Annotated in this window: 23 protein-coding genes; 5 read left to right on the top strand and 18 right to left on the bottom strand. The window is 53.6% G+C overall.

Annotated elements, in window-relative coordinates:
- Nucleotides 1-7: 7 nt before the first annotated feature.
- The 3 genes from G5B47_RS10560 to G5B47_RS10550 are packed head-to-tail and all read right to left on the bottom strand — an operon-like array spanning nucleotide 8 to nucleotide 2,442.
- Nucleotides 8-970, bottom strand: a complete 963-nt coding sequence (locus tag G5B47_RS10560) for a 2-hydroxyacid dehydrogenase (protein ID WP_165097658.1) — start codon at nucleotides 968-970, stop codon at nucleotides 8-10.
- Nucleotides 971-987: 17 nt separating this feature from the next.
- The gene (locus G5B47_RS10555; protein ID WP_165097656.1) at nucleotides 988-1,890 is read right to left on the bottom strand and encodes an aldo/keto reductase; all 903 of its coding nucleotides are present in this window, start codon (nucleotides 1,888-1,890) and stop codon (nucleotides 988-990) included.
- A gap of 18 nt (nucleotides 1,891-1,908) precedes the next feature.
- Nucleotides 1,909-2,442 (bottom strand): DinB family protein, encoded by a 534-nt coding sequence (locus G5B47_RS10550; RefSeq protein WP_165097654.1) that lies wholly within the window; start codon nucleotides 2,440-2,442, stop codon nucleotides 1,909-1,911.
- Nucleotides 2,443-2,612: 170 nt separating this feature from the next.
- Between G5B47_RS10550 and G5B47_RS10545 the strand changes: the two genes are divergently transcribed.
- Nucleotides 2,613-2,966, top strand: coding sequence for a hypothetical protein (locus G5B47_RS10545; RefSeq protein WP_165097652.1), 354 nt, complete (start codon nucleotides 2,613-2,615; stop codon nucleotides 2,964-2,966).
- 95 nt (nucleotides 2,967-3,061) lie between these two features.
- Here G5B47_RS10545 and G5B47_RS10540 read toward each other — a convergent pair whose 3' ends face one another.
- The 4 genes from G5B47_RS10540 to G5B47_RS10525 all read right to left on the bottom strand — a co-directional run bounded on the left by G5B47_RS10540 (nucleotide 3,062) and on the right by G5B47_RS10525 (nucleotide 6,926).
- The gene (locus G5B47_RS10540) at nucleotides 3,062-4,057 is read right to left on the bottom strand and encodes a CotS family spore coat protein (protein WP_165097649.1); all 996 of its coding nucleotides are present in this window, start codon (nucleotides 4,055-4,057) and stop codon (nucleotides 3,062-3,064) included.
- A gap of 100 nt (nucleotides 4,058-4,157) precedes the next feature.
- Nucleotides 4,158-4,799, bottom strand: coding sequence for a hypothetical protein (locus G5B47_RS10535; protein WP_165097647.1), 642 nt, complete (start codon nucleotides 4,797-4,799; stop codon nucleotides 4,158-4,160).
- 130 nt (nucleotides 4,800-4,929) lie between these two features.
- Nucleotides 4,930-5,718 (bottom strand): HipA family kinase, encoded by a 789-nt coding sequence (locus G5B47_RS10530; protein ID WP_165097645.1) that lies wholly within the window; start codon nucleotides 5,716-5,718, stop codon nucleotides 4,930-4,932.
- Between the two features lie 14 nt (nucleotides 5,719-5,732).
- Nucleotides 5,733-6,926 (bottom strand): hypothetical protein, encoded by a 1,194-nt coding sequence (locus G5B47_RS10525; protein WP_165097643.1) that lies wholly within the window; start codon nucleotides 6,924-6,926, stop codon nucleotides 5,733-5,735.
- 455 nt (nucleotides 6,927-7,381) lie between these two features.
- Here G5B47_RS10525 and G5B47_RS10520 point away from each other — a divergent pair, with 455 nt between their 5' ends.
- The 4 genes from G5B47_RS10520 to G5B47_RS10505 are packed head-to-tail and all read left to right on the top strand — an operon-like array spanning nucleotide 7,382 to nucleotide 10,922.
- Nucleotides 7,382-8,059 (top strand): glycosyltransferase family 2 protein, encoded by a 678-nt coding sequence (locus tag G5B47_RS10520; RefSeq protein ID WP_165097641.1) that lies wholly within the window; start codon nucleotides 7,382-7,384, stop codon nucleotides 8,057-8,059.
- Between the two features lie 19 nt (nucleotides 8,060-8,078).
- Nucleotides 8,079-9,398, top strand: a complete 1,320-nt coding sequence (locus G5B47_RS10515) for a glycosyltransferase (RefSeq protein WP_165097639.1) — start codon at nucleotides 8,079-8,081, stop codon at nucleotides 9,396-9,398.
- A gap of 29 nt (nucleotides 9,399-9,427) precedes the next feature.
- Nucleotides 9,428-9,928 (top strand): PIG-L deacetylase family protein, encoded by a 501-nt coding sequence (locus G5B47_RS10510; protein WP_165097637.1) that lies wholly within the window; start codon nucleotides 9,428-9,430, stop codon nucleotides 9,926-9,928.
- 37 nt (nucleotides 9,929-9,965) lie between these two features.
- The gene (locus G5B47_RS10505; RefSeq protein ID WP_165097635.1) at nucleotides 9,966-10,922 is read left to right on the top strand and encodes a glycosyltransferase; all 957 of its coding nucleotides are present in this window, start codon (nucleotides 9,966-9,968) and stop codon (nucleotides 10,920-10,922) included.
- A gap of 291 nt (nucleotides 10,923-11,213) precedes the next feature.
- Here the strand turns inward: G5B47_RS10505 and G5B47_RS10500 are convergent, their stop codons facing one another.
- From G5B47_RS10500 to G5B47_RS10450, 11 genes are all read right to left on the bottom strand, one after another.
- Nucleotides 11,214-13,979: a hypothetical protein gene (locus tag G5B47_RS10500; RefSeq protein ID WP_165097633.1), complete on the bottom strand. Its 2,766-nt coding sequence runs from the start codon at nucleotides 13,977-13,979 to the stop codon at nucleotides 11,214-11,216.
- Between the two features lie 29 nt (nucleotides 13,980-14,008).
- On the bottom strand, nucleotides 14,009-14,854 hold the full coding sequence (locus tag G5B47_RS10495) for a copper amine oxidase N-terminal domain-containing protein (protein WP_165097630.1): 846 nt from the start codon (nucleotides 14,852-14,854) through the stop codon (nucleotides 14,009-14,011).
- A 50-nt stretch (nucleotides 14,855-14,904) separates the two neighbouring features.
- Entirely contained in the window at nucleotides 14,905-16,767 is a 1,863-nt protein-coding gene (locus tag G5B47_RS10490; protein ID WP_165097628.1) for an Mbeg1-like protein, read from the bottom strand.
- On the bottom strand, nucleotides 16,767-17,600 hold the full coding sequence (locus tag G5B47_RS10485; RefSeq protein ID WP_165097626.1) for a hypothetical protein: 834 nt from the start codon (nucleotides 17,598-17,600) through the stop codon (nucleotides 16,767-16,769). The genes G5B47_RS10490 and G5B47_RS10485 overlap by 1 nt, the downstream gene beginning before the upstream one ends.
- A 38-nt stretch (nucleotides 17,601-17,638) precedes the next feature.
- Nucleotides 17,639-18,883: a hypothetical protein gene (locus G5B47_RS10480; RefSeq protein WP_165097625.1), complete on the bottom strand. Its 1,245-nt coding sequence runs from the start codon at nucleotides 18,881-18,883 to the stop codon at nucleotides 17,639-17,641.
- 107 nt (nucleotides 18,884-18,990) lie between these two features.
- Entirely contained in the window at nucleotides 18,991-19,290 is a 300-nt protein-coding gene (locus G5B47_RS10475) for a WXG100 family type VII secretion target (RefSeq protein WP_165097623.1), read from the bottom strand.
- A gap of 66 nt (nucleotides 19,291-19,356) precedes the next feature.
- The gene (locus tag G5B47_RS10470; protein ID WP_165097621.1) at nucleotides 19,357-19,719 is read right to left on the bottom strand and encodes a WXG100 family type VII secretion target; all 363 of its coding nucleotides are present in this window, start codon (nucleotides 19,717-19,719) and stop codon (nucleotides 19,357-19,359) included.
- An 80-nt stretch (nucleotides 19,720-19,799) separates the two neighbouring features.
- Nucleotides 19,800-23,657 (bottom strand): type VII secretion protein EssC, encoded by a 3,858-nt coding sequence (essC, locus tag G5B47_RS10465; RefSeq protein ID WP_165097618.1) that lies wholly within the window; start codon nucleotides 23,655-23,657, stop codon nucleotides 19,800-19,802.
- Complete coding sequence (locus G5B47_RS10460) at nucleotides 23,647-24,486, bottom strand: DUF5050 domain-containing protein (protein WP_165097616.1); 840 nt, start codon at nucleotides 24,484-24,486, stop codon at nucleotides 23,647-23,649. Before G5B47_RS10460 ends, essC begins: the two co-directional genes overlap by 11 nt.
- A 15-nt stretch (nucleotides 24,487-24,501) precedes the next feature.
- Entirely contained in the window at nucleotides 24,502-24,732 is a 231-nt protein-coding gene (locus G5B47_RS10455) for an EsaB/YukD family protein (RefSeq protein ID WP_165097614.1), read from the bottom strand.
- A gap of 18 nt (nucleotides 24,733-24,750) precedes the next feature.
- Entirely contained in the window at nucleotides 24,751-25,245 is a 495-nt protein-coding gene (locus tag G5B47_RS10450) for a hypothetical protein (RefSeq protein ID WP_165097612.1), read from the bottom strand.
- Between the last annotated feature and the right edge of the window lie 14 nt (nucleotides 25,246-25,259).

The raw sequence follows: 25,259 nt of genomic DNA, 5'->3' as shown, positions 1-25,259 counted from the left end.
GTTCCCGCTATGCCTGAATCAGGTTCGCCGGCGTCTCGCCTTTAAGCCCGGCCACCAGATTTCTTGCGGCCGTCCAGGCCATCTCCAGCCGGGTCTCCTGTGTAGCCGAGCCGATATGCGGCAGCAGGACCGCATTATCCAGCGCCGTCAGCGGATGATGTTCCGGAAGCGGCTCCAGCACGTACACATCCAGGCCTGCCGCCCGGATAGTCCCGCTCCGCAGCGCCTCGACCAACGCTTCTTCGTCGACGGTCGCTCCTCTTGATCCGTTGATGAAAATGGCGGTCTTCTTCATTAGCTTGAACTCGCGCTCGCCGATCATCCCCCGGGTCTCCGGCGTCAGCGGCGTCATGAGGCACACAAAATCCGCCTCCGCGAGCAGCTCGTCGAGGGTGCGGTAAACCGCGCCGTACTGCTCCTCCAGCTTCGGACTTTGGGAACGGTTATGGTAAATCACATCCATATCGAACCCGAACCGGGCGCGCTGAACGATTTTTTCGCCGATACCGCCAAGTCCGATAATGCCGAGCGTCTTATGATGCACATCGATCCCAAATATGTCTTGATCTCTCGATTCCTTCCACTGTCCGTTCCGGACATACCGGTCCAGCTCCGGCATACGGCGTGCCGTGGCCACGAGCAGACCGAAGATTGTATCGGCCACCGTGTCGTTCAGAACTCCGGGTGTATTGGTCGCCATGATGCCGCGGCTGCCCAAATCCGGAATATTCAAATTATCGTAGCCGACCGAAACATTGCTCACGATCCTTAGACTTGGGGCCCGGTCCAGGAATGCCGCATCCACCTTCAGTCCGGAGCCGAGCAGTCCCTCCGTTTCCTTCAGCGCTTCCATAAAAGGGGAACCATGCGTATTGTCCGGGGCATCGAAGCAGGAGACTTCGCAGTGCTCCTTGACGTAATCCACTACTTCTTCAGGCAGTTTGCTGTATACTAGCGCTTTAGGTTTCATCCATTCATTCCTCCGTATTAGATTATATCCAGCGGCATCTTCCGCTCCGGTTCGGGAAACGCCCGATCAAGCTGCCGCAATTCCTCCTCGCTCAGGTCGATTAATGCCGCCGCCGCGTTCTGGAGCACATGCTCCCGGGATGAAGCTTTCGGAATCGCAATTACCCCTCCTTCGCGGATGCACCAGGCAAGAATAACCTGCAAGGGAGTGGCGCCATGCGTCTCGGCAACCGCCTTCACTGCTTCATTCTGAACCAGTCCCTTCCGCAGCGCCCCTGCCTGGGCAAGCGGCGAATACGCCATAATCGGCATTTGCCGCTTACGCTGCCAGGGGAGCAGATCGAACTCAATTCCGCGCGATCCCAAATGGTACAGCACCTGGTTCGTTGCGCAGTGCGTTCCCCGGGCCAGACGCAGCAGCTCCTCCATATCGTCCGTATCGAAATTGGATACGCCCCATCTGGCGATTTTCCCCTGCTGCACCAGCCTCTCCATGCCCTCTACCGTTTCTTCCAGCGGAACGCGGCCGCGCCAGTGCAGCAGATACAGGTCCAGATGATCGGTCCCCAGGCGCTTCAGACTGTCCTCGCAGCTCCTCTCGATCCGCCCCAGTCCTGCGTTATGCGGGTATACCTTGGAGACGAGAAAAACCTTGTCACGCAGCCCCTTTACCGCTTCACCCACCACCGTTTCGGAGCGTCCTTCCCCATACATCTCCGCGGTGTCAATCAGGTTCATCCCGAGCTCTACGCCAAGCTTGAGCGCCTCCACCTCTTCCTTCCGGCGGGAAGCATCCTCTCCGATATTCCAGGTTCCCTGCCCGATTCGGGGCACGCCGGTTCCATCCCGCAGCGCAATCCGGCTCCGGGCATTGGCCTGCTCAATTTCGGATCTGCTCGCTTCATGGACGAATTTGTTCATCGGTAAGCTCCTTCCGGCTTAATGATAGTTTCCCGATAAATGCTGCTCCGTTTCGGACAATATTTTGGTCAGCAGAACGATCTGCCCGGTATGATAGCCGTAATGCGCCGATATCCTCAGCAGCAGAGTACGAATGCTCCTGACGTCCCTCGCGTCTTCTTCGGAAGGCTGACCGCCTTTCATCCGGCTCCAGTCCCCCGGATCGTAAGGGACCGCAACTTCACGGTTCAAATCCTCATCCGTTAATGAGAAGAGAACCGCTTCGGATTGACTTCTCACTTCTTTGAGCTTGGCTATGAGCTCGTCCCGTGAGAAGCCGCCCTCCGCGGCAAATTCCCTGGATCGCTCCCGAATAAGCGGTCTGCCGCCAATAGCGGTTACGAAATTCTGGTATTCGTTGCCCGCCAGATGCAGGCAGTAATTGCCGATGCTGTTCATACCCGGATTGATTTTTGTCCACGTTTGTTCATCCGACAAGAGCAGCAGGCTTTTTTCGATAATATTAAGCTGACCGTTCATATAATCCAGTGCGTCTTTGACCAGTTCGATCATTATCATCCCTCCGGCTTCGTATGGACTAAAACAAGCATACCATATTTTCCCGAAGGGCCGTCAAACGGGCGAAAGCTCCTTATTAATTAGAAGAAGGTTTGGGGCTTTCGGTCTCCCTTCATGACTGGTATAATTTAGTTATTTCAATCGGTTAGGAGAGAATGCCTTTCATGAGCATCGGCCTCATATTTGTTATCGTTCTGGCTTATGTGCTGGTAAGCGGCATCATCCGAAGAGACGGATATAGCAAGCCTGCCCGCAAAACCCGGAACGACACCGGCTACGATTCCTCCCTGTTCATGCTGTCGAACCCCGAGCTGACCGGGGGCTCTAATAGCGATTCCCAGTCTCATGGGAAGAATTATCAAAATGGAGGAGGTTCCGATTGCGAAGGCGGAAGCCGGCATTCAGGACACCACGGCGGCTCACATGATTTCGGCGGCTTTGGCGGCCATTCCGACGGCGGACACAGCTCCGGGGGAGACGCCGGAGGCGGAGGAGACTGCGGCGGCGGCGGAGACTAGGTTTGCCGTTACCGGGCAAGACAAGAAAGCGGCCTGTTTCACTAATGAAACAGAGCCGCTTTACATCGTTAACCGGATATAAATGATGGCGCTCTTCAAATAGAGCTTTCGCCTTTTATTTGCTGCAGGAAATAAACGGTTTTGTCATGCTCTCTTTGTAAATAAGCCTCCACTTCATCCAGGGACATATTCCTGTATCCGCCTTTTTCTGTAAAGCGGAAGAAGCTGTGAGGAAAAGCTAAATCGATATACATTAATTCCAGTTGGCCGTCATGCAGCGGATTTTCCCGGAGATAAGAATTCAGAAGATAGTTAAACCAGACTGGGTCCCAGCCCTTTCGCCGGTTCATTATACCTTGCAGAAAACGGCCGATATCTTTGGAGGGGTAGTCATATCTTATGAATTCAAAGTCGATCACATAGAGACTTGATCCCACGGTCAGAATATTGTCGCTATGAAAGTCGCCGTGGCACAAGAAATGCTTTTGAAGAGGAGCATCGATCCAGCTTTTGAAAAAGGCATGGCGCTCAAGCCGTTCAACCAACTCCCGACCTGCTTCCAGGAAAAAATCCATAAAGGACAGGATTAGCTTTTTTTTGGAGGCTCTTGAGTTGTGATACCAGCCTGCCCAATGCTTCAATGAGGAGAGTTCCCTTCGATAAGTACGCAGCCACAGGGTTTCCTCTGAAGTGTATGGCCCGTGTTTCGAAAGGAAGCCTAGCGAAGAGGAATGCATGCTGCCCAGAAGCGCTGCCCTGCGGGTCACGGCTTCGATAGTTGTTGGAGGAAACGGAGCCCCCCGCAATTTTTCTTGCAGGACATAACGGTCCCCTTCCCATAGAAAATAAGGCTTGCCTGTGAGAGCAGGAAAAACCTCGGGGATATGAATTCCCCGCCGCCGCAGGAAGTGTTCGGCTTCCAGAATAAACTGTAGGCGTTGTTCACTGGTAAAAATAACTTTCAGAACATAATCCCCCTGTGGCGACTTCACGGCGAGGACCAGCGTCCGGCCCGTTTTATGAAGAATTTCAAATTCGGAGAATGCAATGCCATATTGTTCTGAAGCGGCTTGCAGCAGCTGGTGAAACATAAAGAATCACCTCGTCAGGCCAAAAATGAAAGTCTGTATTCCAGAGGTTATTATAAGAAGAAACGGTCTCTTCCGGGATGGAAGAGACCGGCTAAGGATATTAGTAGTGACCGTCGCTAGAAGAAGAGCTGGAACTGGAACTGGAATCGGAGTCCGAATCACAAGGGCAGTGAGTATCGCATAATACATACTCGGCGTAGCGTACATGGGTTTGTTCATCCGTACCCAATACACCAGAGCTTGTGTAATAGGCTTGATACAAGGCAGTCATCTCTGCAGGAATTGCTGTTGCGAACGGACCACCGAAGCTGCCCGAAAAACCAACTACGCTGGAAATTTCCAGCAAGCCGCAGATGGGCTGGCAGCTGTCTTTACAGATTTCAAAATCGCCGGTAGCCGTTATCCGGATAACCGAATCAAACAATTCAAAGTTATCGAACGTTCTTTCAATACGCAGGCATGTCATCGGATCGACCTTGAAGGTACCGAGATGAATATCCGTTTCATTTACCTCGAATGTTTGTACCGAATTATTGACATAGCCACCTCCCGCACACGGTGAAGGCGAGCTGTCAGGAGAAGGACATAGGCCGAGTGTTACAGTCGCTTGAAGCTTTTTGTGTGTCGGATTTTTAAGAGTCACAATCAGTTTATCGTTGGGAACAAAAATGTTGATGGGCGGCACATAAATAGGACCTGTTGTAATTGTGACTTGTTTTTTGGAACGGTGATCCATACTCATTTTTTATTAGCGCTCCTTTATTAATATATTGGATGCCTTAATCATCCTGATACTATTAAATGTTCGAAACAAGAAAAGGTAAGGGCAGACATTCTAGTCAATTACCATATTTTCAAGTATTCTTCCAAAATTAATCCTCGTCTTCCTGTCTCCAGATCGGAAAGTAGTCCCTTAATTCCTCCAAAGCCTCCCGAACGAGGTGCCTCCTGCCCATTAAAAAATCAACTAACGCAGTTACATCTTCACTGGAAATACTCCACTGTTTAGGAAGCCCCTTCACCGCTTGAACAACCGCTTCCTCGCTGATCTTTTCAACTAACGAGATATAATGGCCGAACGGGTCCTGGCTGTCGATATAGGGAACAAACCTTTCATATAACGGCCCCCAGAACACATCTATTCTATCAGTGTCATCCATGAATTCTTCTTTATCCCAATACGGGCCGAAAAAAGCATCTGAGTGGTCTATCATTTGAATTTTGCGTTGGTCCGGTACATATAATAGATTCGATCCGGCAACATGCCGGTCCCAGTTATTGATCCAATGATCAAAAACGATCATCCCCGCCGCCTGATGCAGATTTTTGCATAATGCCAAATTGACTTCCCCCAGCAAGGTCGTCCCTTGTTCGAAATACAAACTGCCAAGGTGCAGGCCCGTTGGAACATCCATGCTTTTCAAAACAGGGAACATATCCACAAGATCCCTTGTTATCTGAATAATGCGGTAGGGTGCAATCGGCAAGCCAAGCCGTTTTCCCAGACGATAAGCAATCAGCTCGTTGGCCAATATACCAGAACCAGAACGATTATTAATGAATTTGACAACATAGGTTTGACCGTCCTCGCATTTGAACAGATGCGGGAGTGTCCATCCATCATCCATAGGTCTAATGTACCTGACAGCCAAGATGCTCATCGGTCCTCAACCTCTTATTCGTAAGGTCCAAACCACTCCCAGCTGTTGTGGTCGTCCCTGACGTAGTATTGATACTTGCCATCTTTACATGCAATGGCTGTCAATTGCTTCTCATTGTTCTCAACCAGGATTACATCGTCATAATGCCCCGTTCCGAACACTGCCGGACCAAACCAGGGGTGCATGGGATCATCGTTGTTTCTCCACCAATGACCAAGCCCTCCCTTCTTCATCGGGGCAACGACTTCGAAATTACCGTGGCCGCTTTCCAGAAAACCCGGGATTCCCTTTACGCCTTCCGCAAATTGTTCGGATTTGGACCATTCACCGCTATGTTCTTCTCTCCAATAATGTATGAGTGTATTACCGCTTCGGCATACCGCTTCAAGATTGCCGAATTTGCCCTCAAGCGCCGTTAATCCCTCAATCTTTTCGCTTCCGAATTTATAGGGTCCAAACAAGACATCTTTAGTCCTGCCTGATTGGTTTTCCCTCCAGTAAAGCAGCCCTTCATCTTCTGAGGCGGCCAGCCACTCTATTTTTGCGCCTTTGTATTTGCTTCTGCGAATGAGATAAGGCATTTCGCCGAGATACTCTTCCATAAATCGTTCCTGATAATCGGGACTGAGCTGGATTTTCCGTTTCATAGCCTCCCGGATAAAGCTTCTTGCTTCATCTTTAAGGTTCCGATAGACGGGATGAACGAGGGTGCTGTCAGGTTTACCATTCATCAGACTGACTATTTCATCGAGCGGAAAGTACGGCCGGTAACGAATGGATGAGGAAGCATCCTCCGGGTAAGCATGCAAGGAAAAGCCCAGCCGATCCGTCATGGTGACAAAGATAAGCTCATCGACTCCGAAGGACCTTGTGTCGCGGAGGTTGCTTTTTAACAGTTCATACTGGTCATCATGCAAAAAACGAAGAACCAATTTCCTGCTGTATGCCTGCCCTACGTTAAACGACTCCATATAAGGTTCATTTCCCAGCAGAGGGATCCACTGGTCAATTTCCAGCCTGAGCTGCACCAGGCAATAAAAGTCATCATCCGGTATTTTCGTACCGACGCCCATATAATCCTTGTCTTTCATTTCATTGAGAATAAACTGCTCAAAGCCTTCTCTGGCAAACAGAACATCAGAATCCAGATTAATCAGTAAATCGTAGGAATAATCAATGTCCTCGAGCCACTCCATGACTTCGAGCATATATATTGCGGTTACCCCGTACTCCAATTTTCTGCTGCTCGGGCATACCGGATATCCAAGACCTTTACATAAATCCGGATCATCTCCGCCGTTATACAAGACGACAGAACTGTCAGGACAGTAACAACGGATATTGTCTAATAAATCAAAGACAACTTCTCTGCGATTATGCACCAATATGGCAAAACAAATTTTGCTGCGGGGATGGTCTGTGTACTCTGAATATTCTGAATATGATGAAGATTTCGTATATTCTGTGTAGTCACTGCTTTCTGTCACATTAAATCACCTTCCTTATGTTGTGCCGCTGTTATTGTATTGTTAATCCCAAATTTTGACTGGGTAAGTACATATTTCACCATCCAATTTTGAGAAAATATACGCTTATCCCTTTCCATTGTTTTCTTCTGAACATATGGTGAAAGGACATGATTATTGAATGGAGGGGTTGGATGATGTCGCTTGCTCGAATTGATCAGCTTGTAAGCATCGTGATCCCGTGCTTTAACGCAGAACCCTACATTGAGGATTGCCTGGATCATTTATACGAGCAAACCTACCCGAACATAGAAATCATTATTGTGGATGATGCATCGACGGACCGATCTGCCGATCGTACCCAGCTTTGGCAGGCCCGCCGGCGATTCCCCCGCTTCACCCTGCTTCGGCTGCCTCGAAATGTAGGATTCTCCGGTTCTCTGACAGCAGGGCTGTTTACGGCGCGCGGAGAATATATCGCCAATCATGATGCGGATGACTACTCCCACCCGGAAAGGATAAGCAAGCAGGTCGAGTTTCTGATAAACCACCCGCAGATCAGTGTGGTCGGCACGAACTATATGGCTTTTGAAGATAGCGATATTCTCAAAAAAACCCCATCGAATTGGCTCAGTTATGGTGAGGATATCCCGAAGAGGTACGCACTCGGAGATCATTGCGTCTCTCATCCAACCATTTTGTTTCGAGGCAGTGTATTCGATCGCTTGGGAGGGCTGACCCGTAACATGAATGGAGCCGAAGACTATGAGTTTATCGCCAAGTGCGTTTCTCACGGCATCCAGGTCGACAATCTGCGGGAGACCCTGTATTATTACCGCTCTCATTCGGCCCAGCGTTCACGGGAATTTTATTAGAATAAGGAGTTGAATCCGATTGAAAAAAAAGGCAGAAGACCGCAGCAAGAAACGCCCGGTCAAGAAACGCGTGTACACCCAGAAACCGATTGTGCAATATGTCGTGAACGCTAATCCGCCCAAGCAGGTGGTCTGGCTTAATAAAGAAGAATCGAATTACAGCATGCAGCCGCGATACTCTGATAGCGATCTGCGTATTTTGATGGTTATAGACCAATTCAATATCGGCGGAACTGAAACACACGTCCTGACATGCGTACGGGAATTGCTTAGAAACGGTATTCATGTCGTTGTAGCGGGAAAACGCGGAGAAATGTGTGATGCATTCGCCGCATTAGGTTGTCCCGTATATGAGATTAACTTCGTCACGAACGAACATATCATCAATGAAGCCGATGAGCAGAAAATCATCTCCCAATTAAAACAAATCATGAATACGGAGGGAATAACAGCCGTTCATATTCATCAAATTCCTTCCGGTACTTTTGCAGCAAAAGCCGCAGATCAATTGTGTATTCCCCGTTTATGGACGCTCCACATGCTGCTACCGTTTACTATGGATGAATTCGAGCTTATAAAGAGCAGCGCGGCGGTCGTCTGCGTGAGTCCCTCCATTGTGAAACAACTTCCGGTCAAAGACATGCCTGTCCAATTGATTCCCAACGGAATTGATACCGTGCAGTTCAATTACCGCTCCCTTATTCACAGTGACTTGCGCGACGAATTAGGAATACCCAAGGGCGCGCCCGTAATTATGTACGCCGGCAGATTGTCTTGGGAAAAAGCCGACATTTGCAGAGACATCATCGAAGCCTGCAGACAGTTAAGGGCCGAAAGCTATCCTGATCTGAACCTCCTTGTGAGCGGTGAAGGGCGGCATAGCGAGGGGATTAAATCACTGGTTGATGTGATTCATAAAGAAACGAAGGGCAATTTCATACATTTGCTCGGAAATACGCTCAATATGTCTTCCTATTATTCCATCTGCGATGTCTTTGTCGGTACCGGAAGAGCCGCTCTTGAGGCTCTGGCCTGCTGCCGTCCTGTGGTCGCTGTCGGTGTGAAGGGTTTTGTCGGACTTGTTAATCCGGGAAATTACCGGTCTGCATGGGAGACATGGTTCGGTGACCATCATGCCGATGAAATCTGGTCCGTAGAGAAGCTAAAAACAGATATAAAGCGGGCGCTGGATATGCCGGTTCAAGAAAAGATGGAAACAGGCTGGGTAAACCGGAATCTGATAAAGGAACAATTCAACTTTACCCGTACTACAGATATGCTCATGAACGTATATGCCAACATTCTCAAAAACCGTTATGCCCCCTATGAGGTGGAATGATGTCATCCTTTTCGGCAGCAGATAAGCTTATGATAGTCGCGCATCCTGACGATGAAAGCATATTTGGAGGCGGAGCCTTAATCCAGGAGCCAGGCTGGAAAGTCATTTGCTTAACCAACGGAAGCAACAAGACCCGTTCCCGTGAATTCCAGAGTGCAATGACATCCGTTAACGCGGAGTTTGAAATATGGGATTTTCCCGATGAATACGATGGGGAGTTTGATGAAGAGGAAGTGAAAGACGCTTTAAGAGACCTGCTGGATAGCGGTCAATTCCATAAAGTTGTCACTCATAATCTGCACGGGGAATACGGCCATAGTCAGCACCGGTCGTTATCCCGTATTTTACACAGCATAAAATTGGATCATTTATATGTATTCGAAACCGAGGATGATCCGCTTCCCTTTCATATCTTGCAAAAGAAACTCGAATTATTGCAGCACTATAAAAGTCAAATGTTTGTAATCGAGCAGCTGATGCCCTATATCGTGAATGAGACTTTAATTTGGGTTGACCCGTGGGAATCTTGAGCTTCCATAGACGATTTATAAGCAGAGGTGATTTACGGTGATCATTGTTCAGATCGCTCCGAACATCATTCCTCTTCCCGGCAGCGGAGGTCTCGAAAGGGTCGTTTACAATTTATCGGATGCGCTTGTTGAAATGGGGCATGAGGTCTATCTGTATGCTCTCGCAGGGAGCCGAAGCCGTGCTGTTGTGATTCCGTATGGCCACCGTTATGAAACGGACAGCATTAAGGATTTCGTTCTGGATACGATTCCGGACAATGCGGATATCATACATGACCATACACATGATCTCCTGTTCGGGCAAGAGGACCTGAACATTCCGGTTGTCTCTACAATTCACACGGAATGGTCGCTTCATGTCCCGGCAAAGCATCCCGTATATGTGAGCCGCACGAAGCTTATACAGTCTCCTAACCGGCATAAAGGATTTTTTGTGCACAATGGAATCGACCTAAGCGAGTATGATTTTAGCAAGCACAAAGAAGATTATTTGCTGTTTCTGGGACGGATTGATTGGGAAAAAGGTGTGCATACGGCGATTGATGTGGCCGAAATGACAGGTATAAGAACGATAATAGCGGGTCCCGCCTGGGACGGAGATCTGTTCAATCAGATCCTCCCGCGAATTAATAATAATCCCAATATTGAATATGTAAATGAAGTTCACGGAAAAGAAAAACAGGATTTGCTGAAGCATGCCAAATGGCTCATGTTTCCGACGGCTTGCGAGGAGCAATTCGGACTCGTAATGATTGAAGCGATGGCCTGCGGAACGCCTGTGGCCGCATTCCCAAGAGGGGCTGTACCGGAAGTATTATCCGGATTCCCGCAATTTCTGTGCGAAAGCGCGGAGGATATGGCGAGGATGGTTATGAGCGATGCATCCGTTCATCCCAAGAAGCTTCGTCAATATGTCGCTAGACGGTTTACGAAAGAAAAGATGGCAGAACGTTACTTGAAAATCTACGAGAAGGTTATTGGGCAGAGTCATTAATTTGTAAAAAGTGCAACATGGGCATCATACGGTTCGCTAGTTCGCGATAATCGGCTATTATTAGATAGCGTACTGGTATTTTGCGCCGGAACAACAACGATACAGCCGCGTTAGACCAGCGAATCGACCCGCGCCCAGCACAAACAGGCGTCCTTGTGGGACGCCTGTTCGTGCGCTTGCCTATTCGCAGATTTACCGTATAACGACCAAGAAATCCGGCCCCGGGTACAGCTTCAGGAGCAGCCAACGTTGAAGCGGCCGCGTCCAGACTATCCAAGACCGGGAAGGGCATCAGTTGTTCAAATCATCATACATCGAGCCTTTTACCGTTACCCGGATTTCATCCAGCGGCTTCACACCGCCCAGCTTGCCGAGTTTACGGTAGGCGTTGGAGCTGGAAGACAGCTCCACATCGGCGATCCAGGCTTTGACATAATAATTGCCGTCCGCCATGCGGGCATCCGTGTACAACGGCGTGTTGTTCGGATTCACGGTGATGCTGACGGTCGTGGTCTCCGTAATTCTGTACATATGCTGACCGTCCTTGACAAACTCCCGGTACTTGAAGCTGTCGAAGCTGCCCTTGGTGCTGGACTGCGAGTACCCTTCTAGGATATTTTTCCAGAAAGCGTGTGTTTCGTCTATATTATCCCGGTTCTGTGAGTGATAGACTTCCTCCACTTCCTTCGTGTAGCGGGAGTTGTCCGTCGACCGGTCCTCCACAGCTATGAGCTGCAGGGCATTCACGCCCTTGGCGTTCTTCACGTTAAGGGCTGCCGGTTTGGGGACAACCGAATTCCCCGACCGTCCAAGCGGCTCGTTCAGGAGATTAACCGATTCCTTGTTGTTGTTAATATAGACCAGGTTGCTCTCGTACCGGAACGAATCGATCACCGCGTCCACCAGATCCTTGTGATCCTTCGTGTCATCGTCGGTAGGCTTGAACGTCACCGTCTCCAGCGTAAAGGTATAGATCCCGGCCGGATTGAAATAATAGCCCGATTTGATCGGATAGTCATACCCCTGAAGCTCGCGGTCCGTGGCGAACACGGCCTTGTCATAATCGGATTTGTTGTTGGTCATCCGTCTTGCGGCCTCTCTGCCCTGGCTGTAGGCATTCGCCATCGTCTGCTCGCTCTTCCAGACCAGTTTGCCCGAGGCCTGCTGTGTGAACTCGCGCTCGTACTGGCCGTTCACGTCGGTCCAGTCGAAAAGACTGCCGCTCTCGTCCTCATGCGCCATCCAGCGGATGGTCTTGATTTTGTACGGCTCGCTGGTCCACAGCAGCTTCTTGCCCAAATCATCCTTTGTATTGTTTTCGATCTTGTCCTCAAATTCCTTAGCGGGCACGTCTTTCCGTCCGTTGTAGACGAATGCATTGACCGTAATGTCGTCCTTGCCCGGAGAGAACGGAGCCGAGGTTGAGCCGTTCTCTTCATGGGTCTCGCATTCCCGGTCCCGGTTGCCGCTCGAGTCCGTTACCGTTTTGCATGTCCGGTAGGTCCGGATATAGTCCCTGCTGACATCACCGCTGTAGCTGACGGTCCCATTCTTGACCCGCGGCGTATAGGCGTTGCTCAGGTTCAGCCAGCTGCCGCCCAGCGGATTGTCGCCAAAATCGGTACGCAGCAGCTTGGCCTCGATTGTCGGCTTGCGCGTAATGGTCGAACCCGCTTCATTGACCGGCGGATTGTTCAGCACCGTAAAGCTTCGCAGCAGATTCGGGGAGTCGTTATCCACATCTAGCGCTCCGGTCGCATTGCCGTTCCAGTGTGAACTGCCCGGCAGAATCAGATTAGCCTGGATCGCCTCCCCGTTCGCCAACGGGAACCGGATCTTCTTGGACAAGACATCATAATCCAGATCGAATTTGCCCTTGGCGGCCGGCATTGGCTGAACCTCTTTCAGCGCCAGGCTCACGGTATTGTTCGTATAAATGTCCTCTTCGGGGAATTTCCCGCTGTTGACGGTAAATTTCACACTGACATTGCCCTCAGGCATAATAAAGGACGCATACAGCATCCGCTCGTTGTTGCCCGGGATCTTAAGGTTCCCGGACGCCGTCTCGGCATGGCCCTTATAGTTGGCGGGCACCGTTTTGCCGCTGCTGTCCTTGATCTGCCACACGAAATCAGTTGTCCGCTCCCCGTCGAAGGTGGAGTTCACCCGGACGCCGACCGTAACGGAATCTCCTGCGACCGCACCGGAAGGGAAGTTCTCGAAGGTCGCGGACAGATCGTCCACCTGCAGCATGAACGGCGCGATCGGAATGCCCAGGTATGTGATGTTGCCTCCCGGATTGCCGATATAAATCCGCCCGGAGCCCCAGGAGAGGAAGGTGGGCGGCTGGATGATCTGCACATAGTCCACCCAGCTTCCGCCTTTGGTCGGCGTAGCGTTGAAATCATAGACGACGCGGTCTTTATACTGGCTGTTCATGTTGTTATAGATGAACTCGCTGTAAGTTTTGCCTCCGTATTCCAAATTCAGGCCGGTAATGATCGCCTGTTCAAAAGTGCCTCCCGAGCTGGCGAGGTATTTGTTCGAGGGAGCGGAATAGGCATTGAACTTGCTTTTTTTGGGATTATAAGCTCGAATGACGCCGGGGTCGTCCCAAGGTTCCTTAACCATATCAAAGTCCTGGATTTTGGTGCCGCTCCATCCCGCATACCAGGGGACCCCTTCGGCCGATACAGAATCGCCGTTGAGATTATAGCCGGAATAAGGATACATATTGCCTTTGTGAACCAGCGGCTCTCCATGACTCGCCCCATACACCATTTCAAATGTATATTCCCTGCTGTCAATCCGCTTCTGCAGCAGATCCTCCCGCAGCTTGCCCTTGCTCGTTTCCGGCGGATAATAATTCGGTTTATTATAGAGCTCGCTCATGTCTCTGTTGATGTATTCCCGGGCTTCGGCCGGCGTTTGCGGAAAATCGTCCGGAGCGCTGCCGTCCTCCGCATTTACCGAAAGGAACAGACCCGACAGCAGCATCCCCGCCGCCACTGCCGGCAGTGCGAACCGCAGCGAACAGTTGATCAGCTTTCTTCTCACTATCGTTTTCATTCCCTTTGTCTGTGTCATTATTTTGGTATAACCATAATAGCTATATCGTCATATTCACTAGAGAGGACCATAAAATTATAATTTTTCGAAGTAAACTCCTTAAGAGGCAGAATATCGCTAATTTTCGTTTTCGTTCTTGCATATTTCATTATCGAATCAACTACGTTGTCTTCAATTTTCTGGCGTAAAATAGATTCCGCATCCTTTGCTCCCTGTACCGGATCTGAACCGGCTTCACTGAACACGATGGTAAGCTGGAAGAGAACCTTACCGGGCTCCGGATCATCATTCTCGTATACGGTCATCCCTGATGCGCTGACATAAGCCGGTTCAAGGTTCGGCCCCATCTCGACATAATTGACCTTGAATCCGTAAACGTCTGCCGTCTTTGTTCCCGTGGAAGGCGCAGTTGTAGTTCCGCCGCTTCCGCCAGTGGTGATATATACCGTCTTCACGGAATCGTCCCAGTTCACGTTCACGCCGAGACCTTCATACAAAAAGCGCAGCGGCACAAATGTTCTGGACTCCTTGAACAGAGCGGCGGTGTCCATCTGCTTCGTTTTGCCGTCCACCGTATAGCTGGTTTTGCCGATATAGACGACCATCGTCTTGCCGTTCAGGATAATCGTCGCCTTTTTCGCTGGGCCGTCCCACAGCACCTTCGCGCCTAGCGCTTCGGTGACGAACCGGACAGGCAGCTGAACGCGCTGTTGGGCATCGATGAACGGCTGGGCGTCGGGGAAATTCACCTTCTTGCCGTCGACTACGACCCGAAGTGGCAGGGTTGCCGCCGACGCCGTGAAAGGCGCGGAGAACAGGGTAATGATCAGGAATACGGCAAGCAGGGTGTTAAATCGCTTCATTAAATATTGCTCCTCTCGTCATGTGTATGCTTGTATTTGAATGCCTCGTTTTAGGCTCTCGCCAGGGCGGACAATCTCGCTTCGGTGCTGCGGTAGGTGATCACGGAATATTTGACCGCGTCCGACTGCTGCTTCAGCGTTTCGGAGACACGACGTTCCTTGACCTTGACCTCCTCGCTCGCTCTTTGAAGCTCTCTGACCTGCGAGCGGACGTAGGATTCCGGATATGAACCGCTGACGCTGGAGGACACCCCGGACGCCACGCTGAGAATTCGGCTGACCAGCTCCGAGATCTGCTCTTCCTTCTGCCTCAGCAGCTTGTGCAGCACTTCGATGCGGTTTAAGTTGGCCTGAATCTGGGCGGCCCGGACCGCGCCCGCGGCCGAAACCGCAATTTTGGCTACCGTCTTGATCTTCGACTTGATGTCACCGATCAGCCTGTCCGTAAACGAACGGACGCCGTTCACGACTTCATCCTTCTTGCGGGTGATGGCTGATTTCATGGAATCTAAGATGTTTCCGAGCTTCTTGACGGCCTGGTCCTTCATGCGGAGGAAGCGTTCCTTCTGCGCCTGGACGAACTGGATGGTGTCGGCGATAAAGCGCTTAAAGCCTTCCTTCAGATCCTGGAAGAACTTCGTCACTGCCCCCTTGACCTGCTGCGTGAACTCGGCCACCTTACTGCCGATCAGCTTGGCCGCATCGACCGCCTGGAACACGAGATTGGTGATGAATTCGACGCTTTCGTCAAAGAACGTTTCCACCATCTCGGCGATGTTGGCGATCCCTTCCTTGATCCACGGAATCACCTTGTCGATAATGAAGCCGATGACATACAGCGCCAGCACGACCTTTAACGCACCGACCAGCACGGTAACCGGGCCGGCGATGAATATCGCGGCAACAACCGCAGCCGCAAACAGAATATGCTGAATCCCAATGTCGCCGTCCCAGATTTTGAATACTTCGCGGACCAGCGCTTCCTTAAGGAAATTCGGTACGATCTCAAGCCCGACCGTCACATGGTGCACAATGTTCGGAATGACGGCGCGCATCTGGGAGTCCGACCGCCGGAAGGTCTCCCCATCTTCCTGCGCAAGGGAGAACAGGGAATGATGCGAGAACCCCGTCAGTTCCTCCGAGGTGGTGTCGATATAAATGCCGTCCGAAGGATTCATGAACAGGGCCGGCACGATGTCATGCTTATTGCGGAACTCTTTGAGCTGTCCGTTCTCATTCATCTCGTCAATCTGCGTCCGATATTTGTCCAGCACGCTTTTATTGAAGCCGGGCGCGTTGAAGGTGGACGCGGAGACGAGCCTGCTTCTCTGCTCGTCGGTAAGGACAAAAGAAGAGTAGAGCGCCAGATTTCCGCCCAGAGAGTGGCCGGTCAGGTACAGATCGTAGTCGCCTTGACCGAAACGCCTCATGTATTCCGTGACGTCTTGCTGCTGTACCGATTCAAGCTCGTAGGCGGTCGTCCCGTTGTTCTTCCAGTCATTCCGGTAGTACGGATCATCAATGGGCTCACTGCCGCGGAAAGCGGCTATTCTTGCCCCGTCCTTCGTATCCACTGTAAAAGCCACAAAACCGGATTCATTCTGTTTATTTTTCGATACTACATTACTGATTTCCCAATTCTGATACTGGGGAGTGTCCATCGATTCAAGCAGCTTGACCCACTGATCGGATTCTTTGGTTCCGTTCAACATGTTCGGGTACCGCTCTTCAAGCTCTTTTAACCCCTCACCTGACGTGTAATAATCGATTACCTGGCTGACGGTGATTTTATTGCCTTGACGAATGTATTTCTGCTGGATCTTAGTATTGACGCCTTGGCTATCGAGAATATCTAAGTACACCAACTGGGAGATCTTCTTCAGTTCCACTTCGGTGAGCTGGTTGAGGTCCATTATGACCCACCTCTTAGCTCTAGGCTTTTTAGCCTTTTTTCCTTCCAGGTGTCAAAATAGGATTCGATCTCGTCGCGAGATTCTTCAACCTGACCTTCCGCGTCCAAAGAGTATCCGATCATGGTTATGATATTAACCTTACCTGATTCCTCTTCCTCGTCGGTGAAATACTTATCGACGGAATCATCGGATGCTTTAGCTTCGTCCAACCGATCGTAAGCGTCCTTGGTAAGGAACGTCCATGTCACCATACTGCTGACATATTGATGTTCGGCCAGCACCTTGGCAAATTCCATGTATTTATCTACCTCGCCCTTTTGGTCCATATTTCCCCGTGCATCGATATAATCGTCGCCATTGAGATAAATGGAAACAAGCTGGGTGTTCATCGGATACCGCTTCTGAAATTCCGTGTAGGACATCGAGGTATCATTTTCCTCCGGGTAGGTCTGCCGGGTATCGTTGGCGATGACGACCTTCGCGTCCGGCCAATACGTTCTCACAAGCTCTTCAATCTTAGGCTCCTCATTGCGGGCAACCCGCTGATTGAGGTACTTGTCGTACATTTTGCTAAAGTCCTTCGTAATCTCTACCGGAACTTTCAGCGTCACGTCGTCTTTAGGCCGGACGATCGCCTTCAGCGTGTTGTTATTCATCGTCCCCCAGCTCCCGCCGATGCCGTCCAGTACGAACTCCTCGCCGTATTTTTGCTGCAGGGATTCCAGTATGCGTTTCGAAGCCTTTTCATCCCGTGATTCGCCGCAGCCGAACAGGCTAAGTAGCGTCAAGAAAGCCATTGGAATAAACACCACCCTTTTTATCGTTTTGTTCAAGCCCGCCCACTCTCCTTAAGGTCAGTCTGATTGGTCTTCTAGGGGCCCTCCTCTTTGAACGTGAACTGAAGGTCCGGCCATACGAACATTTTGCTCATGGATATGTCCATCAAGGCCTCAAGCTCATTCGGCATTTGCCTGGACAGCAGTTCGAGCCGGGCCGTCATCCCGCCCGCGACCGTCTCCAGCAGCTCGTCAAGCCGATTCGCAACCCGGCTGTGATCCGGACCGAACAGGATCAGGACAACCAGGAACGCTTCCGTCACGCGGTACATCTCTTCCAGCACCGCGGAGGCTTCCCGCATGGCGGCTTCGCTTCGGATCTCAAAAGCCACCGAAAGCGCGCCTGGCCCTAGCTTCTCCGCCCTTTCCGTCATGTCCTGCTTCCACTCTAGCCAAATCCGCTCCACATGATCGTCATATTTGGCGGCGATATCCAACAGCGCGTCCCGGATGCCCTTGGCGCCGGTCCGTTCGCTCAGCGGCAGCAGCGCATGAATCAGATCCTTCGCGCCGGTATCCTGCAGCCCGGCCGCCCGGATGAACGCGCCCGAAACATCGTCCACAACCGGTCCGTCCTCCAGCAGAACATTCAGCTTGGACAGCAGCCCGAACGTGTCGTCCGGTTCGCCGAGTATAATCCGGCCCGCCGCATCGGTCTCGTACATGTGAGGTCCCGCCTGCCCGAGCCGCGCCGCTTCCCCGTCCGGTTCGCCCAAAGGTTTGGCGAACTCCACGGTTTCGCCGTGGCTGCCTAGTGGGGAAATGACGCTGTGGTCAGCTGCGATGTTTCGGATACCCGGACTATTCGCCTGCTGCGCGTCCAGCAGATGAGCAATGCCGGGAGCGTCAAAGACGACGCCGCCGGCATCGCCGCAGTATGCCGCCGCATAAAGCGCCAGCGCTCCACCCAGCCCGAAGCCGGTTACGAAGCAAGCGCCGCTTCCCCGTCCGGCGCGAAGGAATTCCGCAGCCCGCCCCAGAAGGGAGCTCTCCCCGGAAAGCAGCGCCTTCAATTCCTTCAGCGAGGCTTCAGGTGTATATGAAAAGATAAACCATCTATCGTCATGTTCGTTATTAAAGGCATAACCCGTCGCGTCCTGCGCTATCCACCGGTCCGTCAGCACCAGATCATGCAGCCTGCGGTCCGCCTGGGTGCCGGCTTCCGCCTCCGCCGCGCTGTGGCCGAGCAGTTCGCGGACCGTCATTCCCATCTTTCCGTCGTCATCTACGGGCAGCGTAATAGAGGCCAGCGTCAAATATTCCCTATCGGTCAGCTTCACGTAAAGCTCCCTCCAGATTCTATGTATGGGATCCTCATAATATATATCATGGCATGGCAGCCAGGCCGAACCACCCGGCCTGCTTGCCATGCCTGGTAGCACACGAATTATCTTCCGCGCAGTTTGCTGGCCATTTCCTGCTCGGCCTGCTGCTTGATGTTCGCGATTTGCACGAGGTTCTTGCTGATATTCTCTACACAAGTAACCAGTTCTTTAAAACTGGGCATAAGTCCGTCAAACTGCTGAACGAAAGCCGTTTGGGATTCGCCCTGCCACCAGCCGCTTACCGCGTGAATTTCCTTTTGAAGCTGATTGATCAGAGTTTGGGCGTTGCTTGCCTTGCCGCTGATCGATTTGGCGACGCTCATCGCCTGATCGGGGCTAAATGTCAAATTGTTTCCCGCCATTGTTGTTCACCTCCTTTCGAGGACTTGCCGCCTTAACCGGTTTAATGGACCGGACATACGGACGAATTAACGGCCGTTGCGGGCCCGCTCCCTTCCCTGTTCCCGCTCTTTTTGTTCTCTCTCCCTTTTCTCGGCGGCGAGCTTCTCTTCCAGCCGTTTCTTCTCGGCGCGTTCCTGCTCGGCCCGCTGCACCTGCGATGCGACGCGCTCCACGCCGCTCTCCAGCTGCTCGAGGCTGCGAAGCAGCGCTCTCATCACCCCGTCCAGCGTCTGGTATTCGCTCTGCAGCGATTTGGACGCCGTGCCGGACCAGTATTCGCCGGCCTGACGGTACTGTGCCTGCAGCTCTCTGGAAATTTGACGAATATCGCCGGTCATTCCGTTGATTCGCGCCGCGTTTCTTCTGATTTCGGAAGGACTGATCGACACAGACTCACCTCCTCAAGGAATCTTCCACCGCCGACAGGCGACTTTACTTTCTCAGCACGCCGCACCGCCGACAGGCGACTTTACTTTCTCAGCACGCCGCACCGCAGTCCGGTGTACCGGTTCTTCACAATCAGGTACCCGTCTCCCTGCTCCATGTTTCGTTCCTGGGAACCGTAAGGGTAGGACAGCGAATACAAATTCTGCTCCTTGATCCGTCCCAGCAGGAGCCCGGTCTGTTCTTCCCGGATGATCTTGCCGAGAGTATCCCAGTTGGACGCCAGTTCCGCCGTGTTGTCGGCGGCGATGACCGAAACTTTCAGTCCCCGGTCCTGCCGAATAATCCGCTCCAGCAGCTCATGCAGCGCATACATGTCGTTCCCGGTCAGTTCGCTCAGCTTGTCGATGACAAACACGACCGGGTTCCAGCTTGCGGTCAGGGCCGCCACGTCCCCTCCAGACATCCGGCAGGAGATCAGCTCCGACCGGCGGGCGTCCAGCTTCTCCTTGAAGCCCAGTGCGAATTCGAACATGTCTTCCACGCCGGCCAGGTCGGTCACGCAGGGGCGGTTCATCAGCTCGAAGATGCCCATGCCGGAGGAATCCAGCGCGTACACCTCAAGCTCCCGCTCCCGCTCGGCCAGGAGACTGATCCAGGAGACCAACAGCGTGCTCTTGCCGGACATCGCGTCTCCCGCCACCATAAGGACGGGATGGGCCTGCAGGTCGATATGGACAGGCTGGAGATCGTTACTCGCCAGTCCGATCGCCAGCCGGCTTCCTTCCGCCGCAATCGCGCGCAGATCAATAGACACCGGCATAACCGGAATCGGCACCGCCCGGCTGTCGAACCGCTCTTCAATGCGTTCGATCAACGCATCCGTTCGAAGCTCCCTGAATTCGGGCAGCGCGGTCTGGAATTCCAGCGGAGGCTTGCCCCGAACGAGGCCGCGGCCGGCCGTCTTCGCCGGCTCCAGCCCTTCGGTGCGGCCTACAATGCCGTCGTACTCATTTTTCTCGGTCATCTGCAGGCTGACGGCCATTTTGAAATTGACCGAAAATTTGTAGCGGACCAGCGCGCTGTTCGTCGCCGTGGCGACGAGATAGATGCCGTATTTGAAGCCTTCCCGGGCGAGCACGACCATCTGGGCGTCGATGTCCTCATACGTTTCCGACAGCGCGAAATAGTTGTCGATCATCAGCACCACCGCCGGCAAATCCCGGCCGTCCGCACGGTAATCGGCAAAGCCTTCGCTGCCCGATTCCTCGAAGAGCGCCCGGCGCTCCTCCATGATCCGGAACACGAACCGCATGAACTGATCGATCTTCTCCTCCTGCTCCAGCGTCATGACGCCGCCGACATGGGGAAGCTGCTCCAGCGATTTCAGCGAGCCGCCACCGAAATCCATCATATAGAAATGGACCTCGTCCGGCGTATACAGCAGAGCGGCGGACAGCAGGAGCGTGCGCAGCAGCACCGTTTTGCCCGTTCCTGGAGCGCCGTAAACGAACAGATTGCCCTCTCCCGCAAAATCGAACGCAAGCGCCTCCTGCCTTTGCCCTCTCGGATCGTCCAGCAGTCCCGCGGGGATGCTGAACAGCGATTCCCGGCGAGGCCGTATACCGTCCGCGCATGCCGCGTCAACCAGATCGTCCAGGAAGACGGTGTCCGGCAGCGGCGGAAGCCAAGGCCCCTTGACCGGCTTGATGCCGAACTGCTCCGCCGTCCGGGTGATATGCTCCACCATCGCCTGGAGCTGGGACGGCACCTCGTGGCGGGCGATTTTCTCCTCTTCCAGCGGATAGATCCGTTCGCTTCGTCCGGTCACGGACACCTTGTAGATGCGTTTCGTTTTGTTCTCCAGCTTCTGCAGCTCGCCACGCGGATCGTAATCCGCGCCCGAATAGGCGGACTGGAACAGCTCGAAGATTTCGTCGTTGCCCACCTGGATGTAGGCGCGCCCGGGCTCCTTGATCATCGCGGCATCAGGCCGCTTGATCACGTCCCGGCTGTCCGCTTCGTCCTGGACCTTGAGACAGATTTTGAATTTCGAGTTGCTCCAGATCTGGTCGTCCACGACCCCGGCCGGTTTCTGCGTCGCCAGGATCAGGTGAACGCCGAGACTTCGGCCGACCCGCGCTGTGCTGACCAGCTCCTTCATGAAATCCGGTTGGTCCTGCTTCAGCTCGGCGAACTCGTCGGCGATCATGATCAGGTGCGGAATGGCCGGCATGCCCGCTCCTCCGGGGCGGCTGTAATACAGCTTCTGGTATTTGTCGATGCTGTTGACCCCGTACTCCGAGAACACGCGCTGCCGGCGCATCAGCTCGCTCTTGATGGAGAGCAGAGCCCGGTTCGTCTGGTTGCCGTCCAGGTTCGTGATCGTCCCGACAAGATGGGGCATGCCCTTAAAGGCGTCCGCCATGCCGCCGCCCTTATAGTCGATCAGGACGAACGCGATGTCATGCGGATGGTAGTGGATCGCCTGCGAGACGATAATGCTCTGTAGCAGTTCGCTCTTGCCCGAGCCCGTCGTTCCCGCCACCAGGCCGTGCGGCCCGTAGCCCGTCTCGTGCATGTCGAGATAGAGCGGCTCTCCTCCGGCGCGCGCTCCGATCGGCACGCTCATGCCCATGTAGGTCTTGTTCCGTGTCCAGTTCAGGATACAATCGGTATCGGTCACCTTCTCCGCCTCCAGCATGTCCATCAGCGAAATCGAGGACGGAAGGGTGAAGCCGGCGTTCGCGTGCTTGATCCGCAGCGGGGCCAGCTTTCTGGCCGCCAGATCGAGCTCCTTAAGATCGGCCTGATCCGGTGTGAACGCCGTCTTCTCTCCGGTGACGCGGCTGGCCATCTCCCCGTGCTTGCCCTGCAGGCCGATGACCACCTTGCAGTTCATCGGCAGATAAGCGGCGTTTGGCGCGACGAAGATCGTCGACACACCAAGCTTCGAGCTGCCGTTATACAGATACTTGCTGATCGGCTCGTTCTCCAGAAGCGACGCATCCTCCACGATGAACAGGTAGTGCGGCAGCGCGCCGCCGCCCGCCGTCCGGAGCTCGCGATCCTTCAGCAGCGCGTACATTTCGGACAGTACTTGGTGCGCGAGCGCCTTACCGCACAGCAGGAAGCGGACGTTCATCCCGTCGTCCCACAGATGCGGCAGGAACTTCAGCCAGCTCCAGCGCTCCATCCCGTCGCCTTCGGTCAGCAGCACGATACGGACGTCGTCGTAGCCCTGATGGGTGACGACCTGGAGCAGCATCGATTTCAGCAGCTCCTCCGTCTTCGCGGCTTCTCCGGCCAGGCCGCAGATTTCCGTCTCCAGCAGATTGACCGTGATCGGAACGCCCGGCACCTTGGCGTAATCCATCGCCAGCCGCTGCGGCTCCATTAACAGAGGGTCGCTTTCCATGACGATCGCCTGCTTCGTATAGCGGATCTCCATTTCCAGCGGTGCGCTGCCGACGCCGACGCGCACGGCCAGAAAATCGTTATGCACCGGCGTCTTTTCCCACAAACGGCTGTCCGTTTCCATAATCCGTCGCACGCATTCTGCCGGCTCCGGAAACATTTCGTTCATCGCGGCGCTCTGCTGCTCTCTAGCTACCGACAGCTCGCTGCGCGTATCGGTGATGAACTGCAGGTATTTCTGCTCCCGCTCCTTCTTCTTGCGGGTATACCTCCGGATCTGCGTAACCGCGCCTCCAAGCGATCCGAACAGCGTCATCACGGTCGTGGCGACCGAGATCAGCAGGAAGAGGGACTGCGACGTCATGGCGATCAGCACGGTAATGACCAGCATCACGATCGGAGGAAGCAGAATGCCGTACCAGGAAATCTCCGGCTTCTCCTGCAGCATCGGCGGGTCCGGCACCTCCACCTCGCCGCGCGGGATGTCGGGCAGGAATCTGGGCTGCCGGCTGAATTCAGTCTGCATGGCCGCCGCCTCCCGGGGCCGGAAGCTTCTCCGCTTCGCCGCCAGCCAGCGGCAGCCGGTACCATTCCCGGCCGCGGCTGAAATAGATGTCGCCGTCCAGCACGTGCAGATAATCGGCGCTTTCGCCGCTCATCCGGATGCCTGTTCCCGTCCTGGGATCGACCCGGTACAGGCTGCCTCCGTTGCGCCGGTTGGTGCAGTACAGGTAGCGCCCGTCCGTATTGATCGACGCCGCGAAGATGCCGTCCACCGCCGTCGTTTCTCCGCTGCCGAGGTCCAGCAGCGTCAGGGCAAGATCGCGGCCGCGATCGGCAAAGGCGAGCACATTGCCGGCCTGAACCATCCGGCCCGCGACCGCCGGGCTGACCGTCTCGGCCCGGCGCCCGGCGGCGCCGGCCAGCTTAATGCCCTGGGCCGTGGCGCAGACGACGGATTCGTCGTCCAGCAGGAGAAAGCCGCTCACCTTCTCCTCGGTCAGCCTGCGGTCATGGCGGCCGTCTTCCGCGCAGCAGTACAGGCCGCCATCCCGCTCATCCATGTAATAGATCAAACCGCCGCAGAGAATCGGCTGCGCACACGGCTTGTCCAGCACGAGCTCATCTTCGCGCGCGGCCGGAGCGAAACGGAACAGCCGGTTCCCTCTGCGCTGGTCGCTGTACAGAATTCCGGATTCGCCGCCGTTCATGAACCACATCAGGTTGTCCGTGAAAATGTCGAAGCTGGTCTCGTTATGTATCAGATAAGTGCCGGAGTACCGCTTGATGTCGGTGACGAGCAGCGACTCCCCATCCCTGTGAACCAGTCCTCCATTGTACAAGTTGCCGTTCATGGTATCGCTCCTTCTTTAGATGACTGTCAGCAGCGCGGCGTGGCATACGCTTTGCTCCTCCAGCGTGCGGCCGACCTGCAGAATCCGGCCGAGCGGCTCGGCCTGCAGCCGGGTCTCAGGCCCTTTCTCCAGTTGAAGCGTCTCGGCGAGCATATCCAGCAGGTCGCCGACCGGCACGAACGCCGGCACCTTCAGATCAGTCTGCCGGCCGTCCCCGGTCTGCAGGGTAACCATGATATAATCCACAGAACCCCTCCCTTCTGTCTAGTTCCTTACGGAGAGCAGGTATTTCTGCTCGCTGACCAGCTTGTATTCGCCGGAATTGCCGGCTGACTCGGCCAGCTTCAGGTACTTCGTTTTGAACTTGTATTGGGACTCCGCCTTGACGATGACCTCGGTCACGATACGGCCCTTCAGGTCCGTATATTCGTCAAAGACGAAGCTGACGGTGAAAGGATTGAATTTTCCGTCATCGGAGGTGAACGTTACCTCGTCGCCGGCGTCGTTCGATTCGCTGACATGAAGCGCATCCCCGAACGAGTCGGCAAAATATTCCTTGAACCGCTCCTCGTCCACCCTGGCGTCCAGTTCGCGCAGCAGCTCGTCTTCGAGACTGCGGTCTCTGGCCGCCCGAAGGGCGCCCGAGACGGCCGAGCCGACTGTAACCTTTTCCCTGAATACATTGGCGAGCTCCACAAGCGGCTCGATGACGATTGAGGCCATAATGACGACGAGAATGGCGACGGCTATATTTCTCACTGGCTCTCCTTCCC

Source organism: Paenibacillus apii, assembly GCF_011043685.1.
GTDB classification, from domain to species: domain Bacteria; phylum Bacillota; class Bacilli; order Paenibacillales; family Paenibacillaceae; genus Paenibacillus_AQ; species Paenibacillus_AQ sabinae.
The sequence above is the reverse complement of the archived record's forward strand: the minus strand, read 5'-3'. Positions and strand labels throughout refer to the sequence as shown.